The 15900-nt window shown below is 31.6% G+C and carries 13 protein-coding genes and 1 other annotated feature; of the genes, 10 read left to right on the top strand and 3 right to left on the bottom strand.

Annotated features, from left to right (window positions below):
* The first annotated feature begins 167 nt into the window (after positions 1 to 167).
* The 9 genes from GXK57_RS11615 to gltX all read left to right on the top strand — a co-directional run bounded on the left by GXK57_RS11615 (position 168) and on the right by gltX (position 10089).
* Positions 168 to 1580: a PocR ligand-binding domain-containing protein gene (locus GXK57_RS11615; protein ID WP_160676090.1), complete on the top strand. Its 1413-nt coding sequence runs from the start codon at positions 168 to 170 to the stop codon at positions 1578 to 1580.
* Between the two features lie 254 nt (positions 1581 to 1834).
* Positions 1835 to 2980, top strand: a complete 1146-nt coding sequence (locus GXK57_RS11620) for a glycerate kinase (RefSeq protein ID WP_160676093.1) — start codon at positions 1835 to 1837, stop codon at positions 2978 to 2980.
* Positions 2981 to 3034: 54 nt separating this feature from the next.
* The gene (locus tag GXK57_RS11625; protein WP_160676096.1) at positions 3035 to 3895 is read left to right on the top strand and encodes an alpha/beta hydrolase; all 861 of its coding nucleotides are present in this window, start codon (positions 3035 to 3037) and stop codon (positions 3893 to 3895) included.
* Between the two features lie 373 nt (positions 3896 to 4268).
* A complete protein-coding gene (locus GXK57_RS11630; protein WP_160676099.1) occupies positions 4269 to 6128 on the top strand; it encodes an APC family permease in 1860 nt (619 codons plus the stop codon).
* 187 nt (positions 6129 to 6315) lie between these two features.
* Positions 6316 to 6513 carry a cold-shock protein gene (locus GXK57_RS11635; RefSeq protein WP_128215213.1) on the top strand — a complete coding sequence of 66 codons (198 nt, stop codon included), beginning with the start codon at positions 6316 to 6318 and terminating at the stop codon, positions 6511 to 6513.
* 249 nt (positions 6514 to 6762) lie between these two features.
* Positions 6763 to 7299, top strand: a complete 537-nt coding sequence (gene sigY, locus GXK57_RS11640) for an RNA polymerase sigma factor SigY (RefSeq protein ID WP_243156408.1) — start codon at positions 6763 to 6765, stop codon at positions 7297 to 7299.
* A gap of 2 nt (positions 7300 to 7301) precedes the next feature.
* Positions 7302 to 7676: a hypothetical protein gene (locus tag GXK57_RS11645; protein ID WP_160676102.1), complete on the top strand. Its 375-nt coding sequence runs from the start codon at positions 7302 to 7304 to the stop codon at positions 7674 to 7676.
* Positions 7676 to 7873 carry a hypothetical protein gene (locus GXK57_RS11650; protein WP_160676105.1) on the top strand — a complete coding sequence of 66 codons (198 nt, stop codon included), beginning with the start codon at positions 7676 to 7678 and terminating at the stop codon, positions 7871 to 7873. The genes GXK57_RS11645 and GXK57_RS11650 overlap by 1 nt, the downstream gene beginning before the upstream one ends.
* Positions 7874 to 7990: 117 nt before the next feature.
* Positions 7991 to 8212: a binding site (T-box leader), on the top strand.
* A gap of 215 nt (positions 8213 to 8427) precedes the next feature.
* A complete protein-coding gene (gene gltX / locus GXK57_RS11655) occupies positions 8428 to 10089 on the top strand; it encodes a glutamate--tRNA ligase (RefSeq protein WP_160676108.1) in 1662 nt (553 codons plus the stop codon).
* 114 nt (positions 10090 to 10203) lie between these two features.
* On the opposite strand, the gene GXK57_RS11660 is transcribed toward gltX, so the two are convergent.
* The 3 genes from GXK57_RS11660 to GXK57_RS11670 form a co-directional block, all read right to left on the bottom strand.
* On the bottom strand, positions 10204 to 11868 hold the full coding sequence (locus GXK57_RS11660; RefSeq protein ID WP_160676111.1) for a glutamine--tRNA ligase/YqeY domain fusion protein: 1665 nt from the start codon (positions 11866 to 11868) through the stop codon (positions 10204 to 10206).
* A gap of 297 nt (positions 11869 to 12165) precedes the next feature.
* Positions 12166 to 13137: a methyl-accepting chemotaxis protein gene (locus GXK57_RS11665; RefSeq protein WP_160676114.1), complete on the bottom strand. Its 972-nt coding sequence runs from the start codon at positions 13135 to 13137 to the stop codon at positions 12166 to 12168.
* Positions 13138 to 13154: 17 nt separating this feature from the next.
* Entirely contained in the window at positions 13155 to 14186 is a 1032-nt protein-coding gene (locus GXK57_RS11670; protein WP_160676117.1) for an FIST N-terminal domain-containing protein, read from the bottom strand.
* Between the two features lie 437 nt (positions 14187 to 14623).
* On the opposite strand from GXK57_RS11670, the gene GXK57_RS11675 reads away from it, so the two are divergent.
* Complete coding sequence (locus GXK57_RS11675) at positions 14624 to 15874, top strand: 5-bromo-4-chloroindolyl phosphate hydrolysis family protein (protein WP_160676120.1); 1251 nt, start codon at positions 14624 to 14626, stop codon at positions 15872 to 15874.
* Positions 15875 to 15900 lie beyond the last annotated feature (26 nt).

The raw sequence follows: 15900 nt of genomic DNA on the forward strand, positions 1-15900 counted from the left end.
ATATATAGAATGTCGAATAGATAGTGATTAATTTGGCATATTATGTATTTACTAAGTAGCTTCGTATCCTTTAAAATTAGGTTAGATATAATCATATGAAGAAAATTATTAATTTTATAGGTGCAGGCGTGAAATAAAATTTCTTGGAAAGGATAAGTTAAATAATTATGAATAATACCAATGTTTTAATAGAATCCATTGAGATAAAAGATGTAATTGATATAGCGTTACTTCAAACTTTTCAGGATAATTTTGCTGAAAGCATGGATATAGCAAGTGTGACCGTTGACAGAAATGGCAATCCAGTGACTAAACCTAGCTGTTATACAAGGTTTTGCACTAATTTTATTCATTCAACTACTATAGGAGACAGCAGATGTGCAGAGTCTCACAAAAAGGGCGGGGAGATGGCAGCTATTACTGGCAAACCTTATATTTATACCTGCCATGCTGGTTTAATTGATTTTGCAGCGCCAATTATGATTGATGGTAATCTTATTGGAACAATATTAGGTGGACAAGTTTTAACAGAAAAACCTGATGAGATATTATATAAAAAAGTAGCAGAAGAAATACAAGTAAATGAAGAAAAACTTATTGATTCAGTTAAGGAAGTTAAGATTACAACAGAAAAGAATGTGAAGGCTGCGGCGGAAATATTATACATATTTTCTAATTCTATGTCAAAAATAGGATATGAAGAGCTGAAGCTTAAGAGTAACTCAAAGTTGCTGCAAAGTGAGGTTGAAAGGACAAACTTGCTGCTTGAGGAATCAAAAAAACTAAATGAATTAATGACTCAAAGATTTTCTATATTATCTCATGAGCTAAAGACACCATTAAACATTATTTTTAGCTCTATCCAGCTTCTCGAAAGTTACTATAATCATGGCACTATTACTGCTGAGAATAATATTTTTACAAAATACGCTGATATAATGAAGCAAAATTGTTACAGGCTTACTAGATTAATTAATAATATAATAGACATCAATAAGATAGAGTTGGGATTCTTTACTCTAGAGCTAGAAAATAAGAATATAGTAAAAGTCATCGAAGATATAACTATGTCAGTAATAGAATGTGCAAGTATTAAAAAGATTAATGTTATTTTTGATACTGAAGTTGAGGAGAAAATAGTTTGTTGCGATTCGGAGAAAATAGAAAGAATTGTACTTAATCTCTTATCTAATGCTATTAAGTATACAGAAGTAGGTGGGAACGTTCAGGTTAATTTATATGTTAGAGATGAAGATTTAATAATTTCTGTAAAGGATGATGGTATTGGGATTCCAGAGGATATGATAGAAAAGATATTTGATACATTCACTCAAGTAGACAGTTCGTTGAGAAGATATGCTGAAGGCAGTGGTATTGGATTGGCAATAGTTAGGTCTCTTGTAAAAATTCATGGGGGAGACATTAAGGTAATAAGTAAATTAGGAGAAGGTAGTGAGTTCATAATTAAACTTCCAATATATATAAAAGAAGACTCAATTAGCTTAGAGAGTTATGAAGACTTGAACTCTAAAAATTATGAGGAGAGGGTTAAAATTGAGTTCTCAGATGTTTATCTATAGTGTTTGTAAATAATAATACTTATCATGTTTTTATATAAAATAAATTAATAGGCATATAAAAGAAAATATAGGAGAATAGTGTTTCATAAAAATCTTTGAACATATTTTCTATCTTAAACTTTATACTTTTTTGTGAATTAAATATAAAATAAGTGATTAGTATTTTTACAATAAACATATTAGCTTTGTATTAGATAAATATTTAGTTGAGGTTTAGATAAGAAATGTCTTAGGAAAACCTACGGAGGTAAAGCATGAAAGAGGATTTTATTATTGTACTTGCACCAGATTCTTTTAAGGAAAGTATGACGGCTAAAGAGGCCTGCAACGCAATGGAAAGGGGAATAAAAAAAGCAAATAGTAATATTAGATGTATTCATGTACCTATGGCTGATGGGGGAGAAGGGACCATGCAGTCTCTAATAGATGCTACAAAAGGGAAAGTATATTCTCTAAAAGTAGTAGGACCTTTAGGCGAGGAAGTTGAAGCTAATTATGGTATCCTAGGAAAAGGTCAAGTAGGAGTAATTGAAATGGCTAGTGCTAGTGGGCTTGAGCTGGTTCCCGTTGGGAAAAGAAATCCTTTAATAACTACAACCTTTGGTACCGGTCAGCTTATAAAGGCTTGCTTAGACCATGGTGTAAAGAAACTACTAATAGCTATTGGTGGAAGTGCTACTAATGACGGAGGAGTAGGAGCGATTCAAGCTCTTGGAGGAAGGTTTCTAGATAAAGAAGGAATGGAATTAGGTTTTGGTGGTGGAGAACTAGGAAAGCTAAGTTATATCGACTTAAGCGGTTTGGATCCAAGATTAAAGGATATTGAAGTTCAAGTAGCTTGTGATGTTACTAATCCGCTTTGTGGAGATTATGGAGCTTCTAATATGTTTGGTAAGCAAAAGGGAGCTACTAAAGATATGATAATAACCTTAGATGATAATCTGAAACAATATGCCAAAATAATTAAGCAACAATTGGAAAAGGATGTTTTAGATATACCTGGTGCTGGAGCAGCAGGAGGATTAGGAGCAGGACTTATGGCTTTCTTAGGTGGAACCCTAAGAAGAGGAATCGATATTGTAGTAGAATATACTGGACTTGAAGAAAAAATTAAGAATGCTGATATGGTTTGGACTGGTGAGGGAAGTATAGACTTTCAAACTGAATTTGGCAAAACCCCTATCGGTGTGGCAATAGTTGCTAAAAAGTATAATAAACCAGTAATTGCACTAGCAGGAAGAATTGGTGAAGGTGTAGAAGTATTATACGACAAAGGAATAGATGCAATATTTGGAATTATGCAAGGTGTAACGTCTCTTGAGGAAGCTCTTTCTAGAGGGCAAGAAAATGTTGAAAGAACTTCTGAAAATATAACTAGAATCATAAATATACATTTCTAAAACATAGTATATAATAACTAATATATTATAATTTATTAAAATGGAGATAGTATTATGTTAGATTTACAGATTAATATAGATGAAATAAAAGCAAACGGATACAAGTTTAAATGCAGAACTGCAGGACTTGAAAATAGAGGAGAGCCAATTATATTTCTTCATGGATTTCCTGAAAGTTCTGTTATTTGGGAAAAAATAATGCTTAGTTTTTCTAAAAAGGGATATAGATGTATAGCGCCAGACCTAAGAGGTTATAGCAAAGAAGCTAGACCTAAGGGCGTAAAAAGCTATACGGTTGAAAAGCTTGCATCAGATGTTATAGCGATTGCTGATGCTGTAGGCTTTGAGAAGTTTCATTTAGTGGGTCATGATTGGGGCGCAGCTTGCGGATGGACTGTTTTGACTATCTATCCAGAAAGGGTAAATGATTGGTCAGCTTTATCGGTACCTCATATGGCCGCATATATGAATGCAAAGGCTAGTGATAAAGAACAAATAGAAAAGAGCAGATATATAAGATTGTTTCAAGTACCAGTGTTGCCGGAAGTTTTTCTTGGAGCTAAGAATTTAGACTATTTAAAGTCCATTTGGAGTGAACATTCAGAAAAGGAAATAGAAGACTACTTAGATATATTTAAAGATTATGAAGGCCGCAATAGAGTGATAAATTGGTATCGTGCAAATAATAAAATTGAAGTTAAATATGAAGAGGTAACTATACCAACACTTTTCATCTGGGGCAATAAAGATTTGGCCATAGCCAGAGAGGGAGTTGAAGAGGCTAAGAAGTACATGAAGGGTGAGTACAACTTTGTTGAAGTTGATGCAGGACATTGGTTAGTTCAAGAAAAATATAACTTAGTGCTGGAAGAAATATCTAAGCATATAAGCAATCATCCTATAAATTATATATAAAATTATTAATAAAAAGCGTTAGTCTGATTTAAAATGTCCTTGACATAGGGGCTATTTTAAATTAGATTAGTGCTTTTTATTATAAAGAAAAGCATAAATATGTTTATAGATAAAACTATCAATATTAGCCAATTAGAACAATTAGTTAGGTTGTTAAGATGATCTTTTTTTGAAAAATATGGATATGGTCCTAGGAAAGCATAGCTAATAAAAACTTAGGAATAATAGAATTATAAACTTGGTTCATACTAATACTTTGAGTAAGTTCATTAAAGTATGGCGTAAATATCTAGTTAATTTCAACACAGTACTTCAATAGCGCTGAAGAATAGAAAACTAACCTTTAATAATACTCATTTAGGGGGCATAACATATGATGAAAAAATTTTCGGATGTTGTTCTAGGAGAACCTTTATCTAGTGAACAGGGAAAGCATGAAAAATATAATATTCCTTTTGGTTTAGCTATAATGGCCAGTGATGCAGTATCATCAGTAGCTTATGCTGCCCAAGAAATTCTATTTGTTTTAATAGTTTTAGGAGCGGCGGCTTATCAGTGGTTAACTTGGACTGCATTTATGATTATAGGCCTTCTTATTATACTTACTATTTCTTATATTCAGATTATAAGAGCTTATCCTCAAGGAGGCGGAGCCTACAAGGTAGCAAAAGAAAATATAAGTGATAAAGCTGGATTGGTTGCAGGCGCTGGCTTAATAATAGATTATTTACTTACTGTAGCTGTTAGTGCTAGTGCAGGAGTCGATGCCATTGCATCTGCATTCCCCAATATACAAAGACACAAAGTTTTATTTGTTGTAGTTGTTATAGTGATTTTGACTATATTGAATTTAAGAGGAATAAGTGAATCTTCTAAAATTTTTGCTATACCTACATACATTTTTATTTTTAGTATGATTTTTATGATAATATATGGCTTGTTTAAGTATTTTGTATTAGGTATTCACCCACTACCGGCCATACATAACCCTCATCTAAGAGCAACTGAGGGGCTATCTGTATTTCTTATTTTAAGAGCATTTTCTTCAGGATGTTCTGCGTTGACTGGGCTGGAATCAGTAAGTAACTCAGTTCCTAACTTTCAGGAGCCGAGTCAGAGAAATGCTAAGATTGTAATGGTACTATTAGCAATCTTGATTTTTTTTATTTTTGGTGGAAGCTCGATACTTGCTATTTATTATACAGCAGTACCATTAGAAAATGGTCCTACAGTTATTGCTCAGATAGCTACCGGTATATTTCATCATGGCTTTATGTTTTACGTTATACAATTTAGTACGGCTATTATACTGCTTATGGCATGTAACACAGCATATACTGGTTTTCCTATGCTTATGTATATAGTTGCGAAGGATGGCTATGCTCCTAGACAGTTTACTACTAGAGGAAAAAGGTTAAGTTTTTCTTTTGGTATAGGATCATTATCTTTTATAGCTTGTTTGCTAGTTATTATTTTTAGAGCAGATACTCATAGATTGATTCCTTTATATGCAATTGGAGTTTTTACATCTTTCACCTTAGGACAGTTTGGAATGGTAAAGCATTGGGTGAAAGATAAGGAGAAAGATTGGAAAAAAAGTGCGCTTATCAATGGATTGGGAGCGGCGGTGTCACTATTAACTACCATAATAATTTTGATAGAAAAATTTAGCCAAGGAGCCTTTATTGTAGTCATCTTAATCCCAATTATAATTCTAACTCAGCTTAGAATTAGAGCACACTATGATAAAGTCGCCAAAGGTCTTAGTATAAGTGATATAAATCTAAAAAGCTTAGATTTGAAAACAAAATATACCCATATAATAGTGGTTCCAATTGCTAGCTTAAATAAAGCTGCCATAAGTACTCTTCAGTATGCCTACAGCATAAGCGATAACGTTATAGCTCTTAATATATCAACTGATGCCGAAGCATTAGAAAAATTAAAGCGTAGGTGGAAGGAGTTGGATACTGATATTATATTGGTAGCAAAATATTCTCCATATAGAACCATAGTAACCCCTTTGCTTAATAATATAGAGCTAATTGCAAAAGCGGCAGGTCCAGAGGAAAAGATAATGGTAATATTACCAGAGTTTATGAGTCATGAGTACTGGGGAGAAGTTTTACACAATCACACTAGTTTGATAATTAGAGAGGCGTTGCTAAGACATCAGAACATAGTGGTATCTACTTTCCCATATCACCTAGAGAATCAGGAAGATTCAAAATAAAAATAAAGTAGTTGCTTTATTTTGTATATTGTGTTATTGTTATCTAGTACTTAAATTAATAGTAAGTAATATAACACAAATATATTTCAATTAGTACTTAATAAATATAGTATGATGATATCGAGATTTTATTAGTGAGTTATTATAAAAAAATTTAAGCATAATAAAATTTCGGAGGTAATATTATATGAACGGTAAAGTTAAATGGTTTAATGGAGAAAAAGGATTTGGATTTATTACAGGAGAAGATGGAAAAGACGTATTCGTACATTTTTCTCAAATAAAGACAGATGGATATAAAACATTAGAAGAAAACCAAGAAGTTTCATTTGACGTAGCTAAGGGACCAAAAGGACCTCAAGCTGAAAATGTTACAATTCTTTAATTAGTAAATATTAACCCCTTAAATAGTTATACTATTTAAGGGGTTTTTTGCTGTATATAAATTATAAAATAATTTAGGCTAATATAATGATTTGAAATTTTTTAATATGCATATAAAAAAGAAAACTTATAATCATAACTTATTTTTTTTCACATTCATTATAAGCATCAGATAGGTAAATAATTAAAATGAACTTTTTTTATTTTTGTACGTTTAATTAATGAAGCCGGTGTAAAAAGGGGTATACCTATGAATTTATATAGTTTGAAAGAAGAAGATTTAATAGAGAGAGCCAGAAGTGGGGATAAAGCCGCCTTTGAAATTTTAATTAATGATAGTTTACCTATTTTGAAGGGGTATATGATAAAGCTTACTTGCAACAGGGAATTATCAGAAGATATTATTCAAGAGGCTTTATTAGCTGCAGTTATTAATATAGATACCTTTGTCCCTAAAGCTAAATTTTCTACTTGGCTTATAAAGATAGCCTCTAATAAATATAAGGATTATCTAAGAAAAGTGAAAGAAACTGATATATTGCTTGATATAATTCCAGAAGATTACTCTTTGGAAGATAAAGTGATTGAAAAGAGTGAAATTGAGGAAGTCTTTAAAATTTTAAAGAATATGCCTGAGGACAAAAGAAATGTTTTTATATTGAAGCATTACTATGGATATAGTTATGAAGAAATAAGTTATATAGTGAATTGTCCTGTAGGCACTGTAAGATCCAGATTGCACTATGGAATAAAAGAGATTATATCAAAATTTAAGGGAGGCAGATAGCTATGAAGCCTTTTAATAATAATGACAACATAGATAAGTATTATGATAAAACCCTGGATGCAAAAGATGATGAAGCAGTTGAGCTAAAGCAAGCTTTGGATAGGATGACAATCATAGAAAAATTGGATCAACAATCTTTAACCAGAGTAGAGGTAAGTAAAGCTGTTGGAGAAGGATTAAAGCTCAGAGATAAAAAGAAGCTCAGAAGAGAAACCTTCAAGTTCTTACTAGTAGCCTTTATAATAGCTTCTTTTATAGGCTTTATTTATACTAAACTTAAAATAGAGGCGGTTTTCATAAGTCAGATAGGTCTCTTGATTATACTGCTAGCATTAAATTATATCCTTATTAAAAGAAAAGTAAGGAGGGGAGCATAATGCTTACAATTGCACAAACTATCTTTCTTATTATACTTGTAGTTATTCAAGGAACCTTGATATTTAGAGATGCCATTAAAAACAATGTTCCTAATCCATGGCTTTGGGGAATTATAGGGTTATTAAATGTACCATCATCAGCAATTGTATATCTAATATATAAAAGAATTTTCTTTAAAAGAAAAAGTAATAGATGATATTATTAAAATATATCTATATGTTATCACATAAATTCAGTTATAAATTACCTTTACATTTGATTACTCAAAATGTATAATTGATTTGTATTTTGTAAATAAATAACCATAAAATAATAAAGTGCGTTGATAAAGAAGAGTAAATAGAATTTTAAATCAAAGAGATCTGGGGAAGGTGAAAGCCTGGAATTTAAAACTATTGAAGGAAGCTTTGGAGCAATAAATAGAACTTCTTTGAGAGTAGTATATTTATGGGGTTATTCCCTTAAAGATAATTAAGTGGATTAAGAAATTAATCAATTTAGGTGGTAACGCGGAAGTAAGTCTTTCGTCCTAATATTATAGGATGAGGGACTTTTTTTACTGTTAAATAAAGCGTAATATTTTTGTTTCTAAAGCTATCAATAATAAAAGCAGGATAAACAGTAAAATAAAATTATGTAGTCTGACAGATTCAAATGTACATTTGATAATGACATTGTACAAAAAAGCCACTGAAGAAGGCCGCTTTAGCGACTTTTCTATAAACATAGATTAAAAAGGAGATGAAGTTAATGAGTTTTGAAAAATTAGCAGAGATAATATTCCCAGAGGTTAAGCACTCAACAGAATATTATATTGAAAAATACCCAAAGAGGAATCTTAAAGAAGGTGCTAAGGTTACTAGATATGCACCAAGTCCTACTGGGTTCCAACATATAGGTGGAGTTTTTGCTGCCTTAATTGATGAAAGAATAGCAAGTCAAAGTGAAGGGATTTTCTATTTAAGAATAGAGGATACTGATCAAAAGAGAGAAGTGGAAGGTGCTATAGAGGATACAATAGATACCATGCATCATTTTGGCCTAGACTTCAATGAAGGAATGACTAGTGAAGATACTTCTAAAGGTGAGTACGGTCCTTATAGACAAAGTCAAAGAGCTGAAATATATAATACTTTTGCGAAAGACTTATTAATAAAAGGATTAGCTTATCCAGATTTTTGTACTCCAGAAGAATTAGCAGAATTAAGAGAGAGACAAATAGCTCAAAAAATAACTCCAGGTTATTATGGAGAGTATGCAAAGTTTAGAAATATAACTGAAGAAGAGGCTCTAGAGAGAATAGAAAGAGGAGAAAAATATATCCTAAGATTAAAGTCTCCAGGAAATCCAGACAACAGAGTTGAGTTCCATGACTTGATAAAAGGAGATATATCTTTCCCAGAAAATAATCAAGATGTGGTACTTATAAAGGGAGATGGCCTTCCAACTTACCACTTTGCTCATGCAATAGATGATTATCTAATGAGAACTACAGATGTAATAAGAGGAGAAGAGTGGCTATCATCACTTCCTATACATGTTCAATTATTCGAAGTTTTAGGTTTTGAGCTTCCTAGATATGCTCATATTCCTACTATAATGAAGCAAGACGGTGGTTCTAAGAGAAAGCTTTCAAAGAGAAAAGATGCGGAAGCTGCTGTTTCTTACTACAAAGAAGTTGGATTCCCAACAGTAACTGTAATAGAGTACTTACTTAATATTGTTAATTCAACTTTTGAAGAGTGGAGAGCTGAAAACCCTGCTGTTGACTACCATGAGTTTGATGTTCAGCTAGATAAGATGAGTAAGAGTGGTGCATTGTTTGACCTTGTTAAGCTAAATGATGTATCTAAGGATCGTATAGCTGCTATGAAGGCTACTGATGTTTATGATAACTATATAGCTTGGGCTAAGGAATTTGATGAAGACATGTACAAATTAGTTACAGCAAATGAGGCTATGGCTAAAGAGATATTTAATATAGACAAGGAAGGTCCAAAACCAAGAAAAGATTTTGCTAAGTGGGATGAAGTTAAGGATAAGATCTTCTACTTCTTTGATGAATTATTTGATAAAGAAGCAGTAGAGCAAGTAGAACTTCCTAAGGGTGTTACTTTAGAAGCGGCAAAAGAGATAATTGCAACTTATAAAAATGAATTTAACTTCAATGCTGGAAGTCAAGAGGCTTGGTTTGAAGACTTGAAGGAAATAGGAACTAAGCTTGGATACTGTGCTAACAGAAAGGAATTTAAGGCAAACCCTGATCAATTCAAGGGAATGATTTCTGACGTTGCTGGCGCAGTTAGAAGTGCAATAGCTCATAGAAATAACACTCCAGATCTTTATACTATAATGCAAATTATGGGTGAAGAAAAGACTAGAAGCAGATTTGACAAGTTTTTAGCTCTATAATAAATAAAATCCACTGAAGAGTATTACTTCAGTGGATTTTGCTTTGTTGCAAAAGAAATCATAAAGTTTTTTATTATCTAAATAAATTATCCCTTAGGTAGCTTTTTAAACAGATTATTGATTCAATTTAAAAGATGATTTTAATGAAACTATTCTGTTAAATACTAGCTTATCAGCTGTAGTATATTTAGAATCTACATTGAAGAAACCGTTTCTAACCATCTGGAATTTATCCTGAGGTTTAGCATCCTTGAAGGCAGTTGGTTCAACAAAGCCTTGAAGTACTTCCATAGAATTTGGATTTATTTGCTCTAAGAAGTGCTTACCTTCATTTTCTTCTTCGTCATCTAATATTAAAGGTTCATATAATCTGAACTCTGCTGGAACACAAGTTTTAGCGTCTACCCAATGGATAGTTCCTTTAACTTTTCTTCCAGTAAAACCAGAACCGCTCTTTGTTTCTGGATCGTAAGTACAGTGGATTTCTATTACTTCACCATTCTCATCTTTGATTATATCGTTACACTTAACGAAATATGCACCCTTTAATCTAACTTCATTTCCAGGGAATAATCTAAAGTACTTCTTAGGAGGGATCTCCATAAAGTCTTCTCTTTCTATATATAATTCTCTAGAGAATGGAACTAGTCTCTTGCCTTGGGATTCATCCTTAGCATTATTTTCTATTTCAAGCATTTCTGTTTGATCCTCTGGATAGTTAGTTATTACAAGTTTAAGAGGTCTTAGCACGGCCATAGCTAGTGGTGCTTTCTGTTGAAGGTCTTCTCTTATGAAGTAATCTAACATTTGAGAGTCAACTAATGAGTTAGCTTTAGATACTCCTATAGCAGTACAGAAATTTCTTAAGGCTTCAGGAGTACATCCTTTTCTTCTTAGACCTGAGATAGTTGGCATTCTAGGATCATCCCATCCATCAACTATCTTCTCATCAACTAACTGCTTAAGTTTTCTTTTACTCATAACAGTGTTGGTCATATTTAATCTTGCAAATTCTATTTGCCTTGGAGCTATTTCCATCTCACATTCTCTTACAACCCAATCGTAAAGAGGCCTATGATCTTCAAATTCTAAGGTACATATAGAATGAGTAACATGCTCTATTGCATCTTCCAATGGGTGAGCAAAGTCATACATAGGATATATACACCACTTGTCTCCAGTGTTGTGATGAGTAGAGTGAGAAATTCTGTATATAATAGGATCTCTCATATTTATGTTTGGAGAAGTCATATCTATCTTAGCTCTAAGAACCTTTTCACCATCAGCAAACTCACCATTTTTCATTCTTTCGAATAAAGCTAAGTTCTCTTCAATGGATCTATTTCTGTAAGGACTTTCCTTACCTGGTTCTGTTAAAGTTCCTCTATACTCTTTAGCTTGTTCAGGTGAAAGGTCACAAACATAAGCCTTTCCTTTTTTTATAAGAAGTATGGCTCTATTATACATTTCTTCAAAGTAATCAGAGGCAAAGAAAAGAGAATCCCAGTTGCCGCCAAGCCATTTAACATCTTCTTTAATAGATTCAACATACTCAGTATCTTCTTTAACTGGGTTTGTATCATCAAATCTTAAGTGAGTTTTTCCTTTGAACTCATTTGCTAGACCAAAGTTTAAAAGGATTGATTTAGCATGTCCTATATGTAGATACCCATTAGGTTCTGGTGGAAAACGAGTTATTATCTCATCATGTTTGCCACTATCAAGATCTTCTACTATTATGTTTCTTATAAAATTAGAAGAATTAATTTCATTTGACATAGTCTCACATCTCCTATTGCATATTTAAATTAAGTTAAGAGTAAATAATAAGAGGTTACTCTTATAGAGGTACACCTTCATAATAAATTTATATTTTCGGATTGAAGATGTACATCCTTACTTAAAATATAACATATTTTTGATAATCATTATAATTTTAATCTAATGCAAAGGAAAAATAAAGATAAAATTATTTGCCTTGGATAATAGTTGGTGATTTGGGGATTAACTACAAGGGTAAGTGAAAAAATACTACTTCACTCTTAAAGTAGTATCAAGAGTGAAGTAGTATTTAAACTAGTCTTTATCAAGAAGTTTAATTTGATTTAAGTTGTTAAGTATATGCATATAGAAATCTGCTTTTCTCTGTATACTATAGATAATTGTTTCTAATTCTTGATTTTCTGCTTTTGATTTGTCAACTATATTACTGAGATTATTAGATATTTCTCTAATTCCAGCCAAATTTGTGCCTTGAGATTCTTGTACACCTTGTACATGTTTATACACGTTTGACTCTGCATCAATTATCTTATTAAGTAATGTTGATGAACCATTTATTAGGGTAGTAGTATTATTTATAACTACAGAACCTTCATTGGATTTATCTATTAGCAAATTCATTGATGTTGTAAGATTATTTAAGGATGACATAATATCCTTTGCATTTTTTTGAGTGTCAACAGAAAGCTTTTTTATTTCGCTTGCCACTACTGAGAATCCTTTTCCAGCATCGCCAACTCTAGCAGCCTCTATTGAAGCATTTAGAGATAACAGATTAGTTTGCTGTGCTATACCAGTTATGATACTAGCAAAATTTTGAATGCTGTTATAGTGGCTTTGTATATCAGAAATAAATTTTAAAAACTCATCAAATACTCCAGCTACACTACTAACTTGAGATATTAGATTTTTAAAGTCATTCTTAGCATTTTCTATTTCTTTTTGAGAATTAGCTAAACTGTTAAAAACATCTTCAACAAGGGTTTGAGTTTTTGCACTATTTTCTGATAATATCTGAAGATACTCATTAACCTGTTCAGTTTGATTTGTTGTATATTCTGTCCCTTTCAAAAGGCTATCCAAACCATAAGTCATAGTACCTTCTTCTTTTACTAACTTGTTTACATTGTCTTGAATCTGGGTTGTAAGTTCTATAACTTCTTTTATATGTAAAAAACATTTCTCTTCTCTAATTAATTCCGTAGGAAATTCTACTTTTTCTAAATCTTTATTCTTAGGTATATCTTTAAAAAAAAGTTTTAACATTCTCCTAATCTCCTTAGTTATTCAATTGCTAATATTACCATAGTTTGATTTGCATGAGCCTTATAAAATTGTTCGCCATAGCTTATGAAACCAGCGGTGTTAGAACAAAAGGATAGCAGTTCTTTATCAACGTTTTTCCAAAGTGACTCTTGTTGGAACTTTAAACTTCTTAATATACAATTTATTGCTAACATAAAGCTAGGAGTAAAAGGTATACTTTTTAGAGTGCTTCTGATTTGAGTTATTGGTTCAATAGGTTGCAATATTTCAACAAATGTGTTTGCCATTAACTGACAGTAAAAAGTTATAGATTTGTCAGCATTTACTTTCATAGGAGAAGCAATGATAATCTCATCTTTATAAAGTTTTCCTAGAGGATTATTCATAAAGTAATTTGGCAAATCACTTTCTCTAATATTCAATGCTTTAGCATATTCAGTACTTGCGGGGGACCTATTAAAGGATTTTACAGTACGTGTCATAGCATCGGATTCAGTTACCAAAAGCCTATTGCCAGTTGGAACGTATATATTTTCTTTCAATATATGAACTTTACTTTTTAAATTGAAAAATATCATTACGCTATGTACACGTTTAGAACCGATAAATACAAAAGTCTCATTGAATTTTAGGTCATCGCCAGCACTTCCTCCTATGATCTTAAAATGATCGTCTATAAAATATAAAGTAGTGAGTATTGTTTCTTCCATTCCAGTCAACCCATCGCATAATAACAGGCCAAAAGCATTTTTATTGTTTCTTACCTTATTGTAAGAGTTTTTTATATTTTCAACTGATTTAATAGGAGGATACATTATTTCAGTTACTTCCGCATCTGAACGATCATACTCAAATCCTGTAATACATCCGTTTTTATACCCATCTTTACCATATTCTCCAGAGGTGGAGCAAAGAACAACATTTGACGAAACCCTTTTAGATAGTTCTACTATGAGATTGATATTACAGAAAAGTACATAGCCATTGTCTGAACGGCTTTTTGTATAGCTTATTGCATCATTTATACTTGAAAATAGTAATGATTTCATGCTATATCTCCTTAGTTATTAGTAATTTGTCGAACAATCAGAAAATTCTTAATCTTATTGTTAGTATAAATGAAAATGTACACTAAAACAATCTACATTGAAAAGGAGGGGATATAAATATAGAACCATTATAGGAATATAATTCATTAGTCTTTAAAGTTGTTTTAACTAACTTTAAAAATAGGATAATTTTAAGAACAGGGGGATAATGTAGGATAGGTATAGATAAATTATTTTGAATTTAGATTATAAACATAGAATTTTATACATGTACCTATATTATAATATTATCATTGGGTGATATAATAAATATGGAAAATAATAAAGATGTTGTAAATTGTAATTTATGTAAGAATGATATATAATAGAGCCACAATATTTTGATTATTACATATTCTTATAATAAATAAGTAAATTTGAGTTGGAGGCATGGGAAGATGAGTAGAAGAGATTTTTCAGACCTGGAAGATGAAATTAGATCCACTGTAAAAAATGCATTCAATTATATAGATATTGATCTTGAGAATCTAAAGAAAGATATAGAAGATAAAGCTGAAAATACAATAAATGATGTAAAAGAAAACCTTCTAAATAAGACTCAAAGACTTAACGAAAAGATGAGGGATAAAATAGAAGAAAAAAATAAGTTTTATAGAAGAATGGAAAGAGCTGAAAGAAGAGTAGAAAGAGCAGAGCGAAGGATAGAAAAAAGGTTTGAAAGACGAGCTGTAAGAAATTATGTTGATAGAAAACCTTCTGGAAGTGTAGCAGGAGTTTTATATATAGTCTTTGGTGCTATTGGAAGTGTTACATTAGGAACTCAAGCTATAGCTTATACAGTATTTATGTCCTTATATAATAAGTTTTTAATGGCAAACTTAGTTAGTATGGGGTTCCTACTAGCTATTTTAATGTTAAGCCTTGGAATGATGTTTAGAGGTATAAGCTTAAGAAAGAGAGTAGGAAGATTTAAAAAGTATGTAGCTTCTCTTGATGGCAACACTTACTGCTCAATTGAAAAGATATCTAGATCTGTTGGACAAAATTATAAGTTTGTAGTTAAAGATTTAAAGAAAATGATTGCCATAGGTATGTTTCCAGAAGCTCATATAGATGATGAAAATAAGTTCTTTATGTTAAGCGATGAGGTTTATGAAAATTATTTAGCTACTCAGGAAGCCTTTAAGAAGCGCAAAGAAGAGGAATTAAAGCAAAAAGAAAAGGTGGAACAAGAGGTAAATGATCCAGAAAAGAAAGAGCTAAGATATGTTGTTGAAACTGGAAACAACTACATCAAGCAAATAAAGGAAGCTAAGGAATCTATACATGAAGTTGAAATAGGCTTAAAGCTTGATAGGCTTTACAGTATAGTAGGTCAAATACTTAGCTTTATAGAGAAAAATCCTAAAAAGTTGTCTTCTGTAAATAAGTTTATTAAGCATTATCTTCCGATTACTTTAAAGCTTGTTAATGCATATAAGGAATTAAATGAGCAACCAGTAGAGGGAGAGAATATTAGAAACGCTAAAAAAGAGATAAATAATACAATAGATACTATAAACATTGCTTTTGAGAAGCTTCTAGATGATTTGTTTGAGGATGTAGCAATGGATATTTCTACGGATATATCTGTACTTGAGACACTATTTAGCCAAGAAGGACTAACTAAGAAAGATTTTGAAAAGTAGATAAAGGGTTCCATTACGAAAACTTA

It is taken from the genome of Clostridium sp. C8-1-8 (assembly GCF_009928445.1).
In the GTDB taxonomy this organism is placed as follows: domain Bacteria; phylum Bacillota; class Clostridia; order Clostridiales; family Clostridiaceae; genus Clostridium_AR.

What these genes read in the sequence shown, in the direction of transcription:
- GXK57_RS11615 (WP_160676090.1), top strand. Translation starts at nt 168, where the DNA reads ATGAATAATACCAATGTTTTAATAGAATCCATTGAGATAAAAGATGTA.
- GXK57_RS11620 (WP_160676093.1), top strand. Translation starts at nt 1,835, where the DNA reads ATGAAAGAGGATTTTATTATTGTACTTGCACCAGATTCTTTTAAGGAA.
- GXK57_RS11625 (WP_160676096.1), top strand. Translation starts at nt 3,035, where the DNA reads ATGTTAGATTTACAGATTAATATAGATGAAATAAAAGCAAACGGATAC.
- GXK57_RS11630 (WP_160676099.1), top strand. Translation starts at nt 4,269, where the DNA reads ATGATGAAAAAATTTTCGGATGTTGTTCTAGGAGAACCTTTATCTAGT.
- GXK57_RS11635 (WP_128215213.1), top strand. Translation starts at nt 6,316, where the DNA reads ATGAACGGTAAAGTTAAATGGTTTAATGGAGAAAAAGGATTTGGATTT.
- sigY (WP_243156408.1), top strand. Translation starts at nt 6,763, where the DNA reads ATGAATTTATATAGTTTGAAAGAAGAAGATTTAATAGAGAGAGCCAGA.
- GXK57_RS11645 (WP_160676102.1), top strand. Translation starts at nt 7,302, where the DNA reads ATGAAGCCTTTTAATAATAATGACAACATAGATAAGTATTATGATAAA.
- GXK57_RS11650 (WP_160676105.1), top strand. Translation starts at nt 7,676, where the DNA reads ATGCTTACAATTGCACAAACTATCTTTCTTATTATACTTGTAGTTATT.
- gltX (WP_160676108.1), top strand. Translation starts at nt 8,428, where the DNA reads ATGAGTTTTGAAAAATTAGCAGAGATAATATTCCCAGAGGTTAAGCAC.
- GXK57_RS11660 (WP_160676111.1), bottom strand. Translation starts at nt 11,868, where the DNA reads ATGTCAAATGAAATTAATTCTTCTAATTTTATAAGAAACATAATAGTA.
- GXK57_RS11665 (WP_160676114.1), bottom strand. Translation starts at nt 13,137, where the DNA reads ATGTTAAAACTTTTTTTTAAAGATATACCTAAGAATAAAGATTTAGAA.
- GXK57_RS11670 (WP_160676117.1), bottom strand. Translation starts at nt 14,186, where the DNA reads ATGAAATCATTACTATTTTCAAGTATAAATGATGCAATAAGCTATACA.
- GXK57_RS11675 (WP_160676120.1), top strand. Translation starts at nt 14,624, where the DNA reads ATGAGTAGAAGAGATTTTTCAGACCTGGAAGATGAAATTAGATCCACT.